The organism is Falsiroseomonas bella (assembly GCF_003173615.1).
Classification (GTDB): Bacteria; Pseudomonadota; Alphaproteobacteria; order Acetobacterales; family Acetobacteraceae; genus Falsiroseomonas; species Falsiroseomonas bella.
This window is the reverse complement of sequence record NZ_QGNA01000002.1, coordinates 334,285-352,729: the sequence shown is the minus strand read 5'-3', so window position 1 is coordinate 352,729 and position 18,445 is coordinate 334,285. Positions and strand designations below refer to the sequence as shown.

Here is an 18,445-nt window from a genome sequence, read left to right as displayed (position 1 = left end):
CATGCAGGCCGCGCCCCGACTGGACGCCCTTCTCCGCGCCCATCCGGACCTGCCCCCGTGGCAAGGCGGCGAGCCGCCGCGCATCGCGGGCCTGACCGCCGACAGCCGCGCCGTCGCGCCAGGCTTCCTCTTCGCCGCGCTGCCCGGCGCACGCGCCGATGGCCGCGCCTTCATCGCCGAGGCCGTTCGGCTTGGCGCCGCGGCGGTGCTGGCCCCGGAGGGCACGCGCTGGCCGGATGCGGTGCCGCCGCGGCCGCTGCTGACCGCGGCCGATCCGCGTCGCGCCCTCGCCCTGCTCGCCGCCGCCTTCCACGGCGCGCAGCCGGCGACCCTGGTCGCGGTGACGGGGACCAACGGCAAGACGAGCACGGTGGATTTCCTGCGCCAGCTCTGGACGCTGGACGGCGCGCCCGCCGCTTCGCTCGGCACGCTCGGCCTCGTCGCGCCCGGCTTCCCGCCGGGCCCCTCGCTGACCACGCCGGATCCCGTGGCGTTGCATGCGACGCTGGCGGCGCTGGCCCAAGCGGGCATCGGCCATGCGGCGATGGAGGCTTCCTCCCACGGGCTCGACCAGAGGCGGCTCGATGGCGTGACGCTGGCCGCGGCGGGCTTCACCAACCTGACCCGCGACCACCTCGACTACCACGGCGGGATGGACGCCTATCGCGCGGCCAAGCTGCGACTCTTCGACACGCTGCTGCCGGCGGGCGCGGCGGCCGTCGCCAATGCGGAGATGGAGGCGGAGAGCCTCGCGGCGCTGCGCGCCATCGCCGCGCGGCGCGGGCTGCGGCTGCTGACGGTGGGCGAGCGGGGCGACGCGGTGCGGCTGCTGCACCAGGTGCCGCGGCCCGACGGGCAGGAGTTGGAGATCGAGGCCTTCGGCGCGCGGCATGCGGTGACGCTCGCCCTCCCCGGCCGCTTCCAGGCCGACAACGCGCTGATGGCGCTGGCGCTGGCGGTGGCGACCGGGATGGCGCCGGCGCGCGCCGTGGCGCTGCTGCCCGCGCTCGCCGGCGTACGCGGACGGATGGAACTCGCGGCGAAGCTCGGCAACGGCGCGACGGTCTATGTGGACTACGCGCACACGCCCGATGCGCTGGAACGGCTGCTGGCGGCGCTGCGGCCGCATGTCGCGCCGGGCGCGAAGCTGCATGTGCTGTTCGGCGCCGGCGGCGACCGCGATCCCGGCAAGCGCCCGCTGATGGGCGCGGCCTGCGCGCAGCGCGCCGATGCCTGCTGGGTAACCGACGACAACCCTCGCAGCGAGGACCCGGCGGCGATCCGCGCGGCGGTACTGGCCGGTTGTCCCGGCGGGATCGACGCCGGTGACCGGGCGGGGGCGATTGCCCGCGCGCTCGCGGCGCTCGGGCCGGGCGACGTGCTGGCCGTCGCCGGCAAGGGGCATGAGAGCGGGCAGACCATCGGTGCCGTCACGCACCCCTTCGACGATGTCAGCGTGGTGCGCGGCTTGGCCTTCCCGGGCGGGGCGGCGGCATGAGCGCGCTGTGGACCGCCGCCGAGCTGCGGAGCGCGACCGGCGGCACGCTCGCCTTCGAGATCGCCGCGAGCGGCGTTTCGATCGACACGCGCAGCCTGCAGCCGGGCGACCTGTTCGTGGCGCTGCGCGACGCCCGCGACGGGCATGACTTCGTCGCCGAGGCGCTGGCCCGGGGCGCCGTCGCCGCGATGGTGGACCACGACCCGCCGGGCGTCCCGGCCGATGCGCCGCTGCTGCGCGTGCCCGACACGCTGGCCGGGCTGCGCGCGCTCGGCGCCGCGGCGCGGGCGCGCAGCGGGGCGCGCTTCATCGGCGTCACCGGCAGCGTCGGCAAGACGACGACGAAGGAGATGCTGCGCGCCGCCTGCAGCGCGCTCGGCCCGACCCATGCCGCCGCGGCGAGCTACAACAACCATTGGGGCGTGCCGCTGACGCTGGCCCGGCTGCCGCGCGACGCTGCCTTCGCCATCATCGAGATCGGCATGAACAGCCGCGGCGAGATTGCGCCGCTGTCGCGCCTTGCGCGGCCGCATGTGGTGGTGATCACGACCATCGGCACCTCCCATATCGGCCGGCTCGGCAGCCAGGCGGCGATCGCGGAGGAAAAGGCGGACATCCTGGCGGGTCTCGAGCCCGGCGGCGCCGCGGTGCTGCCCGCCGACACGCCCTTCCTGCCGCGCCTGCTGGAACGTGCGAAGGACGCGCGGGCGAAGGTGCTGACCTTCGGCGAGAGCGCGCGGGCCGAGATCCAGCTGACGGACTACGTGGCGGAACCGGAGCGCGGCACGGCGCGGCTGTTGATGGACGGGCTGCCGCTATCGGTGCATCTCGGCGCGCCGGGCATGCATCTGGCGCTGAATGCCTGCGCGGCGATCGCGGCCGTGCATGCCATGGGCGGGGATGCGGTGGTGGCCGCCGAGGCGCTCTCCGGCTTCGATGTCGGCGCCGGGCGCGGGGCACGGGTGCGGCTGGCGCTGCCGGGCGGCGAAGCGCTGCTGCTCGACGACAGCTACAATGCCTCCGCCGCATCGATTCGCGCGGCGCTGTCGGTGCTGCGCGTGCAACCGGCTTCGCGGCGGATCGTCGTGCTCGGCGACATGCTGGAACTCGGGGCGGGCGGGCCTGCCATGCATGCGGAGCTTGCCCCGGATGTCGCGGCGGCGGCGGACCTGGTCTATGCTTGCGGCCCGCTCATGCGCCACCTGTTCGAGGCGCTTCCGCAAGGGAAGCGCGGCGCGCATGCGCCGGACAGCGCGGCGCTTGCGCCGATGGTCGCGGCGGCGCTGCGTCCCGGTGACGCGGTGGTGGTGAAGGGCTCGCTCGGCAGCCGGATGGCGCTCGTCGTCGAGGCGCTCAAGGCCCTGGATGGCAAGGCAGGCGCGCAGGGCGCGGGAGTGGTTCCGTGATCTTCAACCTGCTGTCCCCGCTGGCCGAAGAGTTCCAGCTGTTCAACCTCTTCCGCTACCTGACCTTCCGCGCGGGCGCGGCGTGCATGACCGCGCTCGCCCTGTCGCTGATGCTCGGGCCGTGGCTGATCCGCTACCTGCGCGCGACGCAGAATGGCGGGCAGCCGATCCGCGAGGACGGGCCGCAGAGCCACCTGCTGACCAAGAAGGGCACGCCGACGATGGGCGGCGTGCTGATCCTGATCGGCCTGGTCAGCTCCACCCTGCTCTGGGCCGATCTGGGCAACGGCTATGTCTGGGCGGTGCTGATGGTGACGCTGGGCTATGGCGCGCTCGGCTTCGCCGATGACTGGCTGAAGGTGACCAAGCGCAACACCAAGGGCGTCTCTGGCCGGCACAAGCTGATCGCGCAGGGGCTGATCGGGCTGGCGGCGGCGATCTGGATGATGGCGCTGCTGCCCGGGCCGCTTTCCACCACGCTCGCGGTGCCGGTGTTCAAGGAAGTGCTGGTGCCGCTCAGCCTGCTGTTCCCGATCTTCGCCATGCTGGTGATGATGGGGGCGTCGAACGCGGTGAACCTGACCGACGGGCTGGACGGGCTGGCGATCGTGCCGGTGATGATCGCGGCCGGCGTCTTCGCCTTCATCGCCTATCTGGTCGGCAACCGCGTCTTCGCGGACTACCTGCAACTGCATTTCGTGCCGGGCACCGGCGAGCTGGCGGTGTTCCTCTCGGCGCTGATCGGCGCGGGGCTGGGCTTCCTGTGGTTCAACGCGCCGCCGGCCAAGGTCTTCATGGGCGACACCGGCAGCCTTTCCATCGGCGGCGCGCTTGGCGCGGTGGCGGTGGCGACGAAGCACGAGATCGTGCTGGCGATCGTCGGCGGGTTGTTCGTGGTGGAGACGCTTTCGGTCGTCATCCAGGTCTTCTGGTTCAAGCGCACCGGGCGGCGCGTGTTCCTGATGGCGCCGCTGCACCACCATTTCGAGAAGAAGGGCTGGGCGGAGCCGACCATCGTCATCCGGTTCTGGATCATCGCCATGGTGCTGGCGCTGGTCGGGCTCTCGACGCTGAAGATCCGATGAGCGAGCCGTCCGGCTTCACTCCCTTCGCCGGGCGGCGGATCGCGGTGGTGGGGCTCGGCCGCGCCGGGCTGCCTACGGCGCAACGCCTGGCGGCGTGGGGCGCCGAGGTCACCGCCTGGGACGACGGGGAGGTGGCGCGGCGGGCGGCGGAAGAGGCCGGCCTCGTCCTCAGCGATCCCGCGTCCGGATCGTTCCGATACGATGCTTTGCTGCTCTCGCCCGGCATCCCGCATCTGCTGCCGCGGGCGCACCCGGCGGCGGCGCGCGCCCGGGAAGCCGGTGTGCCCATTCTCTCGGACGCAGAGTTCCTGTTCCGCGCGGTGCGCGCGGCGGGCAGCGCGGCGCGGTTCGTGGGCGTGACCGGCACCAACGGAAAGTCCACCACGACCGCCCTGATCCACCACCTGCTGCGCGGCGCGGGGCGGGTGGCGGAGGTGGGTGGCAACCTCGGCCCCCCGGCCCTCGGCCTCAAGATGTTGGGGGATGAGGGCGTCTATACCCTCGAAATGTCGTCCTACATGTTGGAGCGAATCGCCACGATCCGCTTCAACTGCGCCGTGATGCTGAATCTCAGCGCCGATCATCTCGACCGCCATGGCAACATGGCCGGCTATGCCGCTGCAAAGGCGAACATCTTCGCGCGGCAGGAGCCGACGGACCTGGCCGTGCTCGGCCAGGACGATGCGATGACGCGCGCGCTCGCCGCTCAGGTCCGCGCGCGGCTGGTGCCGATCTCGGGGCTCGGCCGGGTCGCGGGCGGCATCTGGGCCGAGGATGGCGTGCTGCGGGACGAGGATGGCGACATCGCCGACCTCCGCGACGCCCCTGCCCTGCCCGGCAGCCACAATGCGCAGAATGCGGCGGCGGCGGCAGCCGTCGCGCGCGAGCTTGGCCTGACGGCCGGCGAGATCGCCGCGGGCTTCGCATTGTTTCCCGGCCTGCCGCACCGTCAGGAGCGCGTCGGCGCGCTCGGCGGCGTGAGCTTCGTGAACGACAGCAAGGCAACCAACGCGGACAGCGCGGCGCGTGCGCTGGCCTCCTACGACCGGGTGGTGTGGATCGCCGGCGGCATGGCGAAGGATGGCGGGATCGAGAGCCTTGCGCCGTTCTTCCCGCGCATCGCCCGCGCGGTGCTGATCGGGCGGGACGCGCCGATCCTGGCCGCGACGCTCGCCGCGCATGGCGTGCCGCATGAGGTCGCCGGCACGCTGGACGAGGCCGTGCCCGCCGCCGCCGCGGCAGCCCGCGCCGGCGCCGCGCCGGTGGTCCTGCTTTCGCCCGCCTGCGCCAGCTTCGATCAGTTCACTGGCTTCGACGCGCGCGGCGACCGCTTCCGCGCCCTGGTGCGCGCGCTGGTCTCCGGGGACATGGGGAGGGCGGCATGATCGCCGTCTCCCGCGCCGACACCTCTGTCCTGGGCCGCTGGTGGTGGACCATCGACCGCTGGACGCTGGCGGCGCTGCTGGCGCTGATCGGCTTCGGCTACGTGATGATGCTGGCGGCCTCGCCGGCCGTCGCGGAGCGCATCGGCGCCTCCTCCCGCAACATGTTCTTCGTGCGGCAGATCGCCTATCTCGGGATGGCGACGGCCGTGATGGTGGCGGTCTCCATGCTGAGCATCCGGGAGGTGCGGCTGCTGGGCTGGGTCGGGCTCGGCGGCTCGCTGCTGCTGGTGGCGGCGACGCTGGTGATGGGCGCGGAGATCAAGGGCGCGCGGCGCTGGCTCTCCATCCCCGGCCTCGGCTCCGTGCAGCCCTCCGAATTCCTCAAGCCCTGCTTCGCGATCGTCGCCGCGTGGCTGATCGCCGAGGGCAAGCTGAACCGGCGCTGGGGCGCCACGCTGCTGGCGATCGGGCTGTTCCTCGGCATCGCCGCGCTGCTCAAGGGGCAGCCGGACATCGGCATGTTGCTGGTGATCACCGCGGTGTTCTTCGCGCAGTTCTTCGTCGCGGGCCTGAACCTGTTCGTGGTGGGCTTCGTCGGGCTGCTGGGCCTCGCCGGCGCGGGGCTGGCCTACATGCTGTTCCCCCATGTGCAGTCGCGCGTGCAGCGCTTCCTCGACCCCTCCTCCGGCGACAACTACCAGGTGAGCGTCGCGCTGGAAGCCTTCGGGCATGGCGGGCTGCTCGGCCGCGGGCCCGGCGAGGGGCGGGTCAAGAATGTGCTCCCGGATGCGCATGCCGACTTCGTCTTCGCGGTGGCGGGCGAGGAATTCGGGCTGGTGGTCTGCCTGCTGATCCTCGCGCTCTTCGCCTTCGTGGTGGTGCGCGGCCTGGTGCGGCTGATGCACGAGACGGACCTGTTCGTAGTGCTGGCGGCGACGGGGCTGCTGACGCAGTTCGGGCTGCAGGCCTTCGTCAACATGGCGTCCTCGCTGCACCTGATCCCGACCAAGGGAATGACGCTGCCCTTCGTGAGCTATGGCGGCTCCTCCGTGCTTGCGATCGCGATGGGGATGGGCATGCTGCTGGCGCTGACGCGGCGCCGGCTGTCGCGTGCGGAGGACGAGACGTGATGCGGGGCCCCGCGGCACGTCCCGTCGTGATCGCCGCCGGCGGCACCGGCGGCCACCTGTTCCCGGCGGAAGCGCTGGCGGCGGAGCTGATCGCGCGCGGCGAGCGGATCGCGCTGATGACGGATGCGCGCAGCTCTGCCTTCGAGAGCCCGGCCTTCGGCAGCGCGGAGCGCTTCGTGCTGAAGGGATCGGGCATCGCCGGGCGCGGTCCGAAAGCAGCGGCCGCAGGGGCGCTCGCGCTCGCCGCCGGCACGCTGGAGGCACGCCGCATCCTCAAGCGCCTCGAGGCCGCGGCAGTCGTCGGCTTCGGCGGCTATCCCTCGGTGCCGCCGATCATCGCCGCGCTGACCATGCCCGCCGGCCGCCGGCCTGCCACCGCGCTGCACGAGCAGAATGCGGTGCTCGGCCGCGCCAACCGGCTGCTGGCGCCGCGCGCGGACCTGCTGGCGTTGTCGGTCGCGGAGACGGCGCGGGTGCCGGCGGGGGCGAAGGCTCGGCTGGTCGGCAATCCGGTGCGCCCGGCGCTCGCCGCCATGGCGGGCCAGGGCTATGCGCCCCCCGCCGAGGACGGCGCGATCCGGCTGCTGGTGCTGGGCGGGTCGCTCGGCGCGCGGGTGTTCTCGGACGTCGTGCCCGCCGCGATCGCGGCGCTGCCGGAGGCGCTGCGCGGTCGTCTGGTGGTGACGCAGCAGACGCGGGCGGAAGATCTGCCGCGCGTCGAATCGGCCTATCGCGCCGCGGGCGTGCCGGCCGACCTCTCGCCCTTCTTCGGCGACATCGCGACGCGGCTGGCCATGGCACATCTGGTGATTGCGCGGGCCGGCGCCTCCACCGTGGCGGAGCTCGCCTGCGCCGGGCGGCCTTCGGTGCTGGTGCCGCTGCCGAGCGCGATCGACGACCACCAGAGCGGCAATGCGCGCTCCCTCGCCGCGGCCGGCGCCGCCTGGCTGATGCAGCAGGCCGCCTTCACGGCGGAGGCGCTGGCCCGCCACCTGGGCGCGGTGCTGACCAACGCGCCCGTGCTGGCGCGCGCCGCGGCGGCCGCGGCGAAGGAGGCGCATCCCGAAGCCGCGCGCCGCCTCGCCGACCTCGTGCAATCGCTCATGCGCGCCGAAGCGCTGCCGGAGTTCCGCTGATGCGCGCGCTGCCGCTTTCCATCGGCCCCATCCACTTCGTCGGCATCGGCGGCATCGGCATGTCCGGCATCGCCCAGGTGCTGCACAACCTCGGCTACCAGGTGCAGGGCAGCGACATCTCGGAAGGCTACAACGTCGCGCGGCTGCGCGATGCGGGCATCCCGGTGATGGTCGGGCATGAGGCGCAGAACCTGGGCGGCGCGCAGGTGGTGGTCGTCTCCACCGCGGTGAAGCGCGACAACCCGGAAGTGCAGGTCGCGCGGGCGCGACTGATCCCCGTGGTGCGGCGCGCCGAGATGCTGGCCGAGCTGATGCGGCTGAAATGGTCCGTCGCGATCGGCGGCACGCATGGCAAGACCACCACCACCAGCCTCGTCGCGGCGGTGCTGGAGGCGGCGAAGCTGGACCCCACGGTCATCAATGGCGGCATCATCAACGCCTATGGCACCAACACCCGCCTCGGCGCCGGCGACTGGATGGTGGTGGAGGCGGATGAGAGCGACGGCAGCTTCCTGAAGCTGCCGGCGGTGGTGGCCGTGGTCACCAACATGGACCCCGAGCACCTGGACCACTGGGGCACCGAGGAGGCGATGCGCGAGGGCTACGCGCAGTTCGTCGGCAACATCCCCTTCTACGGCTTCGCCGTGCTCTGCGCCGACCACCCGGAGGTGCAGGCGATGATCCCGCGCCTGTCGGATCGCCGCATCATCACCTACGGCTTCTCGCCCCAGGCCGATGTGCGCGCCGAACGCGTGATCACGGACCGCATGGGCGCCACCTTCGAGGTGGTGGTGCGCGACCGCACCACCACGCGCACCCGCACGCTGAAGCCGATGCGCCTCCCGATGCTCGGCCACCACAACGTGCAGAACGCGCTGGCCGCCATCGCCATCGCCACCGAGATGGACGTGGACGAGCACACCATCCGCACGGCGCTGGCCGGCTTCAAGGGCGTGAAGCGCCGCTTCACCCGCACCGGCGAGGCAGGCGGCATCACCGTGATCGACGACTACGGCCACCACCCGGTCGAGATCGCGGCCGTGCTGAAGGCGGCCCGGCAGGCCGGTGCGCGCGACGTCGTCGCCGTGGTGCAGCCGCATCGCTACTCCCGCCTCGCCACGCTGTTCGAGGACTTTTGTGCGTGCATGAACGATGCGGGGACGGTGATCGTCGCTGACGTGTACGCGGCAGGCGAGCAGCCGATCCCGGGCGTGGACCGCGATGCGCTGGTGGAAGGGCTGCGGGCGCGCGGGCATCGTTCCGTGGTGCCGCTGCCGGGGCCGGACAGCCTGGCGGAGATGGTGAACGCCATCGCCAAGCCGGGCGACTACGTGGTCTGCCTCGGCGCCGGCAACATCACCAGCTGGGCGCATGCGCTGCCGGAGCAGCTGGCCGCGCTGCAGTCGCGCACGCGGCCGCGGCTGGTGGGCGGCAGCAAGTGAGGCCGGGCATGTCCTCCCACGCCGCCCTGCCGCCGCTGCGCGGGCGCGTCCAGGCCGGGGCGCCTCTGGCGCCCTTCACCTGGTTCCGCGTGGGCGGCCCGGCGGAGTGGCTGGTGCGCCCCGCCGACACGGACGACCTGCTGCTGCTGCTGCGCGACCTGCCCGCCGGCATGCGGGTGACGGTGATCGGCGCGGCGTCGAACCTGATTATCCGCGATGGCGGCCTGCGCGGCGTGGTGGTGAAGCTCGCGGGGCGCGCCTTCGGCGACATCGCGGTGGATGGCGAGGGAATCGTTGCGGGCGCGGCGGCGCTGGATGCCACGGTGGCGGAGCACGCGGCGGCGGCGGGCCTCGGCGGGCTGGAATTCCTCTGCGGCATCCCGGGCACGATCGGCGGCGCGGTGGCGATGAATGCTGGCGCCTACGGCAGCGAGATCAAGGATTGTCTTGAGTGGGCCGAGGTGGCGACGCCGCGCGGCCTTCGGCGCCTGCCCGCCGCGGAGCTCGGCTTCGCCTATCGCAAGGCCGCGCTGCCGGAGGGCGGCGTGGTGGTGCGCGCGCGGCTGCGCGGCGTGCCGGGCGATGCGGCGGCGATCGCGGCGCGCATGGCCGAGATTCGCGCGGCGCGGGAGGCGACGCAGCCCGTCCGCTCGCGCACCGGCGGCTCGACCTTCAAGAACCCGCCCGGCCACCGGGCTTGGCAGCTTGTGGATCAGGCGGGCTGCCGCGGCCTGCGCCAGGGCGGCGCGCAGGTGAGCGAGCTGCACGCGAATTTCCTGCTCAACACCGGCGGCGCCACGGCGGCCGACATCGAGGGGCTCGGCGAGGAGGTGCGCGCGCGGGTGAAGGCGGCGACCGGCGTCGAGCTGGAATGGGAGATCAAGCGGCTGGGAGAGCCGGCATGACGCATGTCGCGGTCCTGCATGGTGGCGTCTCGGCCGAGCGCGAGGTGTCTCTCGCCACCGGTGCGCAGGTGGTCGCGGCGCTGCGCCAGGCCGGCTTCGACGTCACGCCGATCGAGGTCACGCAGGACCTCGCGGCGGTGATCGCCGCGCTGCAGGCGGCGAAGCCCGATGTCGTGTTCAACGCCCTGCATGGCCGCTTCGGCGAGGATGGCTGCATCCAGGGTGTGCTGGACTGGCTCGGCCTGCCCTACACGCATTCGGGGCTGCGGGCTTCCGCTGTCGCGATGGACAAGGCCGCCGCGAAGGCCGCCTTCGCCGCGGCGGGGCTGCCGGTTGCGCCCTCGCGCATCGTCTCGCCGGAGGAGCTGGAGGCGGAAGACCCGCTGCCGCGCCCCTATGTGGTGAAGCCGGTGAACGAAGGTTCCTCTGTCGGCGTCGAGATCCTGCGGGAGGGCGACAACCGGCGCGCGGAGGTCGCGCGCAAGTGGCGCTACGACCGCCGCATCATGGCGGAAGCCTACATCCCCGGCCGCGAGCTGACCGTCGCCGTCATGGGCGACCGGCCGCTGGAGGTGACGGAGATCGCCACCGGCAACGTGTTCTACGACTACGAGGCGAAATACGCCGATGGCGGCAGCCGCCACACCCTGCCCGCGCCGGTGCACCCTGCGATCCGCGAGCAGGCGATGGAGGTCGCGCTGCGCGCCCACCAGGCACTGGGCTGCCGCGGCGTGTCGCGCGCGGATTTCCGCTACGACGACACGGCGGGCGAGCCGGGCCGGCTCTACATCCTGGAAGTGAACACGCAGCCCGGCATGACGCGCACCTCCCTGGTGCCAGAGCAGGCCGCGCATGTCGGCATCCCCTTCCCCGATCTCTGCGCCTGGATGGTGCGGGAGGCGCGCTGTGGCTAGCACCGCGCTCCGCAGCGGCCGCAACGGCCCCAGGGACGCCAGCAAGCGCACGCGCCGGGAGCAGGATCGGCCGAGCCGCCTCCGGCTCTGGCTGAAGCGCCGCCGCGGCCTGGCGAAGCCGGCGGCGCTCGGGCTGCTCGGCTTCGGCGCGCTCGCGGCGGTTGGCACGGGGCTCTACCTCGCCGATCCGGCGGGGCGGATGCAGGCGCTGGTGGAAAACGCCGCGCAGTTCGGCGACGCCGCCGGCCTCGAGGTGCGGGAGGTGATCGTCGAGGGGCGCGTCAACACGCCGCGCGAGCTGATCCGCGCCGCGGTCGGCGTGGAGCGCGGCGATCCGATGCTCGGCTTCTCGCCCGCCGAGGCGCGGGAGCGGCTGATGACGATCGCCTGGGTGGAGAATGCCGATGTCGAGCGGCACCTGCCCGGCACCATTCTGGTGCGCCTGACGGAGCGCACGCCCTTCGCGATCTGGCAGAACCAGGGCCGCTTCGCGATCATCGACCGCGAGGGCCGCGTGGTGACGAGCGAGACGCTCGACGCCTTCGGGCCGCTGCCGCTGGTGGTGGGCGCCGGGGCGGAGACGCGGGGTGCGGCGCTGTACGACCTGCTGCTGGCGCATCGCCCGATCCTGGAGCGCACACAGGCCATGGTGCGCGTGGGCGAGCGGCGCTGGAACCTGAAGCTGCACAGCGGCACCGACGTGCTGCTGCCCGAGGGCCATGAGGCGCCGGCGCTGAACCGCCTGGCGGAGATGCATGCGCGCAACGCGCTGCTCGACCGGCCGCTGGTCGCGATCGACATGCGCCTGCCGGACCGGATGGTGCTGCGCCAGCACCCGCCGGCGGAACCGCCACCCCAGGCGCAGCGGCGCGGAGGCAGAAGCGGATGAACGCCCTCTCCCGGCTGCCCATCCCGGTCGAGGGCGCGCCGACGCCGCGGCGCCGGCATGCGCGCAGCGGCACCTTCGGCGTGCTCGACATCGGCACGACCAAGACCGTCTGCCTGATCGCGCGCATCGAAGGCGACGGCACGCCGCGCGTGCTGGGCTTCGGCTGGCAGCGTGGCCGCGGCGTGAAGGGCGGCTCCATCGTGGACCTGGAGGAAGCCGAGCGCGCGATCCGCGCCGCGGTCGGCCAGGCGGAGGAGATGTCGGACACCAAGCTGTCCGGCATGATCGTCAACCTCTCCTGCGGGCAGCCCGATTCGCGGCTGCTGCATGTGCAATGGCCGATCAATGGACGCGCCGTGACCGATGCCGACCTCCGCGCGATCCTGGCCGAGGGCCGTCGCCGCGGGCATGAGGACGGGCGGGAGACGGTGCATGGCGCACCGGTCTCCTTCACCGTGGACGAGACGCCCGGCGTCGAGGATCCGCGCGGCATGGTGTGCGAGACGCTGGCCGCGCGCGTGCATCTGGTTGATGCCTCGCAGGCCGCGCTGCGCAACCTCGGCACCTGCCTCGCGCGGTGCGACCTGGAGGTGGAGGAGCTGGTCTCCGCACCCTTCGCCGCCGGGCTCGCGACGCTGGTGGAGGACGAGAAGCGCATCGGCGCGACGGTGATCGACATGGGCGGCGGCACCACCTCCATCGCCGTCTTCGCGGAAGGCCAGCTGATCCACACCAGCCAGGTGCCGGTCGGCGGCTGGCAGGTGACGAACGATTTGGCGCGCGTGCTCTCCACGCCGATCAATCACGCCGAACGGCTGAAGACTCTGCATGGCGGGGCGCTGGCCTCGGCCGATGACGAGCGCGAGATGCTGCCGATCCCGCTGGTGGGCGAGGAGGAGGACCACATCGCGCGCATCCCGCGCGCCATGGTGGTCAACATCATCCGCCCGCGGCTGGAGGAGACCTTCGAATTCGTGCGCGACCGGCTGGAACAGGCCGGCGTCGCGAAGGAAGCCGGCACCCGCGTGGTGCTGACCGGCGGCGGCAGCCTGCTGATCGGCGCCCGCGAGCTCGCCGCGACGGTGCTGGAGCGCCAGGTGCGGCTCGGCCGCCCGCGCGCCACGCGCGGCCTGCCGGAGACTGCCGGCGGCGCCCCCTTCGCGGTTGCCGTCGGCCTGCTCGCCTGGGCCGCCGGCGAAGGCCGCCCGATCGTGGATGTGGCGCCCGGTCCCGAGCGGACCGGCAACCCCATCCGCCGCTTCTTCGACTGGCTTAAGGCGCGCGCGTGATGCGCAACGCCAGCCCCGCCCATCGCCACCCGCCACGCCACCAAGGCTGAGTTCCAGGAGAGGCCCGACATGACGCTGAACCTCACCATCGCCGCGCACACCACCACGGACTTCACCCCGCGCATCAGCGTCGTCGGCGTTGGCGGCGGCGGGACCAACGCCGTGAACAACATGGTCACCATGGGCCTGGACGGCGTGGACTTCCTGGTCGCCAACACCGATGCGCAGTCGCTGGTGAATTCCAAGGCGACGCGGCGCGTGCAGCTCGGCCCGCACCTGACGCAGGGGCTCGGCGCCGGCGCGAAGCCGGAGATCGGCCGTGCCGCGGCGGAGGAAGCGACCGAGGAGCTGGCGCGCCACCTGGAAGGCAGCCACATGGTCTTCGTCACCGCCGGCATGGGCGGCGGCACCGGCACGGGTGCGGCGCCGGTCATCGCGCGCATGGCGCGGGAGCGCGGGATCCTGACCGTCGGCGTGGTGACCAAGCCCTTCGACTTCGAGGGGCCGAAGCGGCGCAAGGCTGCGGAATCGGGCATCGAGGAGCTGCAGCAATTCGTGGACACGCTGATCGTGATCCCGAACCAGAACCTCTTCCGCATGGCGAATGAGCGCACGACCTTCGCGGAAGCCTTCAAGATGGCCGACAACGTCCTCTACATGGGCGTGCGCGGCGTGACCGACCTGATGGTCAATCCGGGCCTGGTGAACCTCGACTTCGCCGACATCCGCACGGTGATGGCGGAGATGGGCAAGGCGATGATGGGCACCGGCGAGATGGAGGGCGAGGAGCGCGCGGTGAAGGCCGCCGAATCGGCCATCAGCAACCCGCTGCTCGAGGACACCTTCATGCGCGGCGCCCGCGGCGTGCTGATCAACATCACGGGCGGCTACGACATGACGCTGTTCGAGGTGGACGAGGCGGTGCACCGCATCCGCAAGGAGGTGGACGAGGACGCCAACATCATCTTCGGCTCCTCGATCGACGAGACCATGAACGGCCGCATCCGGGTCTCGGTGGTCGCCACCGGCATCGACGCGGCGGTGGCGAAGGAGGCCGAGCGGCCGAAGCTGGTCGCGGTGGGCGGGGGCGTGGCGGCGCCGGTGCAGGCCGTGGCGACGGCCGCGGTCGCCGCGGCGCAGCCGATGCGCATGGCCGCGGGCGGGGGTGCCGGGCCGCGCGTGGCGGCGCCGGTCCTCGGCGCGGCGCGCGCCGCGCATGCCTTCGTGGCGCCGGCACAGGTGGCACCCGCCGCACCCGCCATGGTGGTGGAGCAGGTCGAGGCGCAGGCAACGGTGGAACCGGTGGTGCTTGCGCAGGCGGCGGAACCCGCGCTGCGCGCGCCCGTGGCGGCACGCCCCGTGGCACCGGCGCAGCCGGCCTCGGGCGGCGGGCTGCGCAGCCTGTTCCGCACCGCGACGGGCCTCTCCGGCCTGATGCGGCGGGAGGTGCCGGAGGCTGCGGCGCAGCCCACCCCGACGCCGCGCGTCGAGCCGGTGGCCGAGCCGACCGCCCGCCCAGCGGCCCGCGTGGCGCCGCAGGAGGAGATGGGACTCGACATTCCGACCTTCCTTCGCCGGCAGAGCAATTGAGGCGGATTTGGGGCGTTTTTGCAGCGCACTAAGTGAGCCAAAACAATGCCTTGCAAAGTAATATGGCGAAACAAGGCTTGAATGGCCTTCCAGCCCTGGAGATGGCACTCCAGGGCTGGGACGCTCCCCTTGGGCGTCCCGCGTGGACGGCGCCAGGTCTCTGACCGGACGCCGTCGCGCATCGGACCTCGGAGCGGGAATGGACGGTTTCCTCACCATCGACATCGCCAGCCGGCGCACGCTGAAGACGGCGATCCACTGCGTGGGCGTCGGGCTGCACAGCGGCCGGCGCGTCACGATGGTGCTGCGCCCGGCGGCGGGCGGCACCGGGATCGTGTTCCGGCGCAGCGACCTGGGCGTGGAGATGCCGGCGCGGTTCGACCGCGTGGTGGACACCCGCCTCTGCACCGCGCTGGTCGCGGCGGATGCGCCGCAGGCGCGAGTCGGCACGGTCGAGCATGTCATGGCCGCGCTGGCGGGCACCGGCGTGACCGACGCCGTGGTGGAGCTCGACGGGCCGGAAGTTCCGATCCTCGACGGTTCGGCGGCACCCTTTGTCTTCCTGATCGACTGCGCCGGCACCGCCGCGCTGCCGATGGCGGCGCCGGTTCTCGAGGTGCTGCGCCCGGTTCGCGTCGAGGATGGCGAGGCCTTCGCCGAGCTCCATCCCGGCAGCACGCCCGGCTTCGAGGCCGCGCTGACCATCGAATTCCCGGCGACGGCCATCGGCCGCCAGTCCCTGTCGCTGCGCGTGACCCCGGCGGCGTTCCGCGCCGGCCTCTCCGATGCGCGCACCTTCGCGCTGGCCGAGGACATCGCGCGGCTGCGCGCGGCGGGCCTGGCGCAGGGCGGCAGCCTGGCCAATGCGGTGGTGGTGGACGGGCCGCTGGTGCTGAACCCGGCCGGGCTGCGCCGTCCGGACGAGTTCGTGCGCCACAAGCTACTCGATGTCGTGGGTGACCTGGCCCTTGCCGGCGCCGCGATCTCCGGGCGGTTCGTCGGGCATCGCTCCGGCCATGCGCTGAACAACCGGCTGCTGCGCGCCCTGTTCGCCGATCGTGGCGCCTGGCGCCTCACGGACGGGCAGCTTCCGGCGGATGGCGCCGCGGTCAGCCGCCTGCCCGTCGCCGCCGCCCCCGCAATCGCCTGATTCGCGACGGGAAGGTGCCGCAGGGCGCCTTGCCCGCTCCGTGCCGCGCTGTGGTATAGCTCCGCCCATGCGGACCTGGACACCGATGCTCCGTCGCCTTCCCCTATTGCTGGCCTTGGTTCTGCCGATCGCGGCCTGCGGCGGCTCCCTGTGGGATGGGCAGCAGGAAAGCCTCAGCCCCACCCTGCGGCAGCAGACCGCCGATTCCTCGCCCGAGAGCCTCTTCGCCGCGGGCATGGAGGCGCTGAACGCCGAGCAGTACCCCCGCGCGGTGCAGCTCTTCGACATCGTCGAGCGCGAGCATCCCTATTCGGCCTTCGCCACCAACGCGAAGCTGATGAGCGCGTATGGCGAATACATGCGCAACCGCTACACGGAGGCGATCGGCGCCCTGGACCGGTTCATCCAGCTTCACCCGGCGCATCGCGACATCGCCTATGCCTATTACCTGCGGGCTCTCTCGCTCTACGAGCAGATCAACGACACGCAACGGGACCAGACCACCACCGAGCAGGCGATGGCGGCGCTGCAGGACGTGGCGAACCGCTTCCCCAACACGCCCTATGCGCGCGACGCGCGGCTGAAGATGGACCTCGGCCGGGACCATCTGGCGGGACATGAGATGGTGGTCGGGCGCTTCTATCAGAATCGCCGCCTCTACGTGGCCGCGATCGGCCGCTTCCGCCGGGTGGTGGAGGAATACCAGACCACCAACCACGTGCCGGAGGCGCTGCACCGCCTGACGGAGATCTACCTGGCGCTCGGCCTGACCGAGGAGGCGCGGCGCACCGCGTCAGTTCTCGGCCACAACTTCCCAGGCAGCGAGTGGTACCAGGACAGCTATGCGCTGCTGGTGGACGGGCCCAATGCCGGCACGGAACGGCCCGGCTGGTGGCAGCGGAACATCGGCAGCATCTTTTAGGCCGGCGGAGGCGCGGCGGGCCGTGCTGACCTCGCTCGCCATCCGTGACGTGGTGCTGATCGAACGGCTCGACCTCGGCTTCGGGCCGGGCCTGACCGTGCTCACCGGCGAGACCGGCGCCGGGAAATCCATCCTGCTGGACAGCCTGGGCCTCGCCCTCGGCGCGCGCGCCGATAGCGGGCTGGTGCGTGCGGGGCAGCCGCAGGCGAGCGTCGCGGCCGCCTTCTCGGTGGCGGAGGATCATCCGTCGCGCGCGCTGCTGACCGAACAGGGCATCGAGGCCGAGGACGAACTCGTGCTGCGTCGCGTGGTCACGGCCGATGGCCGCTCCCGCGCCTTTGCCAACGACCAGCCGGTGGGCCTGGCGCTGCTGCGCCGGCTGGGGGCGCTGCTGGTCGAGGTGCAGGGGCAGCACGAGCAGGTCGGGCTGGCCGATCCGGCCGCACATGCAGCGCTGCTTGACGCCGCGGGCGCGCTCGAAAAGTTGCGCACCGAAGTGGCGGAGGCGCATCGCGCCTGGCGCGCCGCCGCACAGGCCCTGGCTGCCGCACGGGAGGAGATCGCGGCGGCGCAGCGCGACGAGGAATTCCTGCGCCACGCGGTCGGCGAGCTCGAGGCGCTGGCGCCGGAGGAGGGCGAGGAGGATTTGCTCGCGGCCGAGCGGCAGAAGCTGCAACAGGGCGAGCGGCGCAGCGAAGCCATAGCCGAGGCGCTGTCGGCCCTTTCGCCACGCGACCGGCGCGCGGCGAATCCGGCGACGGCGCTGCGCGGCGCCGTCCGCGCGTTGGAACGCCTGCCGGCCCCGAACACCGAGGCTGAGCCCGCGCTGGAGGCGCTTGGCCGCGCGCTGGATGCCCTGGCGGAGGCCGAGACGGCGATGCAGCGGCTGGCGCATGATGCCGGTCCCGATCCGCGCCGGCTGGAACAGGTGGAGGAGCGGCTGTTCGCGCTGCGCGCGGCCGCCCGGAAGCACATGGTGCCGGTGGTGGAGCTGCCCTCCCTGCTGGCGACGCTGAAGGCGCGGCTGGCCGCGCTGGATGCCGGCACGGATCGCGTGACGGCGGCGGAGCGGACGGCGTCGGCGGCGCGCGAGTCCTACCTGGCCGCTTCCGGGCGGCTCAGCGAGCAGCGGCAGGCCGCGGCGGCGAAGCTCGAGAAGGCGGTGGCGCGGGAATTGCCGCCGCTGAAGCTGGATCGCGCCCGGCTGGTGGTGGAGGTGGCGCCGAAGCCGGAAGGCGCCTGGGGGCCGGACGGCGTGGACCGCGTGACCTTCCTCGTCTCCACCAATCCCGGCCAGGCGCCGGGCGCGCTCGACAAGGTGGCGAGCGGCGGCGAGCTCTCGCGCCTGATGTTGGCGCTGAAGGTGGTGCTGGCGCGCGGCTCGCCGGTTCCCACACTTGTGTTCGACGAGGTGGACAGCGGCATCGGCGGCGCGACGGCAGCCGCGGTGGGCGAGCGCCTGGCGCGCGTGGCGGAGCGGTTGCAGGTGCTAGTCGTGACGCATTCGCCGCAGGTGGCCGCGCGCGGCGTGCGGCATCTGTCCGTGGCGAAGCAGGTGAAGGGCGGGCGCGCGGAGACGCGCGTGACGCCGCTCGACGAGGGCGCGCGGCGCGAGGAGATCGCCCGCATGCTCGCCGGGGAGCGCGTGACGGAGGCCGCGCGCGCCGCCGCCGACAGCCTGCTGGCGGGCGGGCTGCTGTGATC

15 protein-coding genes are annotated in these 18,445 nt (G+C 72.9%); all 15 read left to right on the top strand.

The annotated features are described in order from the left end of the window. Window position 1 precedes the first annotated feature (1 nt). A complete protein-coding gene (locus DFH01_RS09960) occupies window positions 2-1,498 on the top strand; it encodes a UDP-N-acetylmuramoyl-L-alanyl-D-glutamate--2,6-diaminopimelate ligase (protein WP_109870289.1) in 1,497 nt (498 codons plus the stop codon). After that, window positions 1,495-2,904 carry a UDP-N-acetylmuramoyl-tripeptide--D-alanyl-D-alanine ligase gene (locus DFH01_RS09955; RefSeq protein ID WP_109870288.1) on the top strand — a complete coding sequence of 470 codons (1,410 nt, stop codon included), beginning with the start codon at window positions 1,495-1,497 and terminating at the stop codon, window positions 2,902-2,904. Before DFH01_RS09960 ends, DFH01_RS09955 begins: the two co-directional genes overlap by 4 nt. Further along, window positions 2,901-3,989 carry a phospho-N-acetylmuramoyl-pentapeptide-transferase gene (mraY, locus tag DFH01_RS09950; RefSeq protein ID WP_109870287.1) on the top strand — a complete coding sequence of 363 codons (1,089 nt, stop codon included), beginning with the start codon at window positions 2,901-2,903 and terminating at the stop codon, window positions 3,987-3,989. The genes DFH01_RS09955 and mraY overlap by 4 nt, the downstream gene beginning before the upstream one ends. After that, on the top strand, window positions 3,986-5,374 hold the full coding sequence (gene murD / locus DFH01_RS09945; protein WP_109870286.1) for a UDP-N-acetylmuramoyl-L-alanine--D-glutamate ligase: 1,389 nt from the start codon (window positions 3,986-3,988) through the stop codon (window positions 5,372-5,374). The genes mraY and murD overlap by 4 nt, the downstream gene beginning before the upstream one ends. After that, a complete protein-coding gene (locus tag DFH01_RS09940; protein ID WP_109870285.1) occupies window positions 5,371-6,504 on the top strand; it encodes an FtsW/RodA/SpoVE family cell cycle protein in 1,134 nt (377 codons plus the stop codon). Before murD ends, DFH01_RS09940 begins: the two co-directional genes overlap by 4 nt. After that, window positions 6,504-7,640, top strand: coding sequence for an undecaprenyldiphospho-muramoylpentapeptide beta-N-acetylglucosaminyltransferase (gene murG, locus DFH01_RS09935; protein WP_109870284.1), 1,137 nt, complete (start codon window positions 6,504-6,506; stop codon window positions 7,638-7,640). Before DFH01_RS09940 ends, murG begins: the two co-directional genes overlap by 1 nt. Then, the gene (gene murC / locus DFH01_RS09930; RefSeq protein WP_109870283.1) at window positions 7,640-9,082 is read left to right on the top strand and encodes a UDP-N-acetylmuramate--L-alanine ligase; all 1,443 of its coding nucleotides are present in this window, start codon (window positions 7,640-7,642) and stop codon (window positions 9,080-9,082) included. Before murG ends, murC begins: the two co-directional genes overlap by 1 nt. An 8-nt stretch (window positions 9,083-9,090) precedes the next feature. Beyond that, window positions 9,091-9,987 (top strand): UDP-N-acetylmuramate dehydrogenase, encoded by an 897-nt coding sequence (murB, locus tag DFH01_RS09925; protein WP_109870282.1) that lies wholly within the window; start codon window positions 9,091-9,093, stop codon window positions 9,985-9,987. Continuing rightward, window positions 9,984-10,901: a D-alanine--D-alanine ligase gene (locus DFH01_RS09920; RefSeq protein ID WP_109870281.1), complete on the top strand. Its 918-nt coding sequence runs from the start codon at window positions 9,984-9,986 to the stop codon at window positions 10,899-10,901. Before murB ends, DFH01_RS09920 begins: the two co-directional genes overlap by 4 nt. Continuing rightward, complete coding sequence (locus tag DFH01_RS09915) at window positions 10,894-11,790, top strand: cell division protein FtsQ/DivIB (RefSeq protein ID WP_233256057.1); 897 nt, start codon at window positions 10,894-10,896, stop codon at window positions 11,788-11,790. The genes DFH01_RS09920 and DFH01_RS09915 overlap by 8 nt, the downstream gene beginning before the upstream one ends. Continuing rightward, window positions 11,787-13,079 (top strand): cell division protein FtsA, encoded by a 1,293-nt coding sequence (gene ftsA / locus DFH01_RS09910; RefSeq protein WP_109870279.1) that lies wholly within the window; start codon window positions 11,787-11,789, stop codon window positions 13,077-13,079. Before DFH01_RS09915 ends, ftsA begins: the two co-directional genes overlap by 4 nt. A 69-nt stretch (window positions 13,080-13,148) precedes the next feature. Beyond that, on the top strand, window positions 13,149-14,669 hold the full coding sequence (gene ftsZ / locus DFH01_RS09905; RefSeq protein ID WP_109870278.1) for a cell division protein FtsZ: 1,521 nt from the start codon (window positions 13,149-13,151) through the stop codon (window positions 14,667-14,669). 199 nt (window positions 14,670-14,868) lie between these two features. Beyond that, entirely contained in the window at window positions 14,869-15,819 is a 951-nt protein-coding gene (gene lpxC, locus DFH01_RS09900) for a UDP-3-O-acyl-N-acetylglucosamine deacetylase (protein ID WP_109870277.1), read from the top strand. Further along, window positions 15,767-16,741 carry an outer membrane protein assembly factor BamD gene (locus tag DFH01_RS09895; protein ID WP_442899694.1) on the top strand — a complete coding sequence of 325 codons (975 nt, stop codon included), beginning with the start codon at window positions 15,767-15,769 and terminating at the stop codon, window positions 16,739-16,741. Before lpxC ends, DFH01_RS09895 begins: the two co-directional genes overlap by 53 nt. 22 nt (window positions 16,742-16,763) lie before the next feature. Next, window positions 16,764-18,443, top strand: a complete 1,680-nt coding sequence (gene recN, locus DFH01_RS09890) for a DNA repair protein RecN (RefSeq protein ID WP_109870275.1) — start codon at window positions 16,764-16,766, stop codon at window positions 18,441-18,443. Window positions 18,444-18,445: the final 2 nt, after the last annotated feature.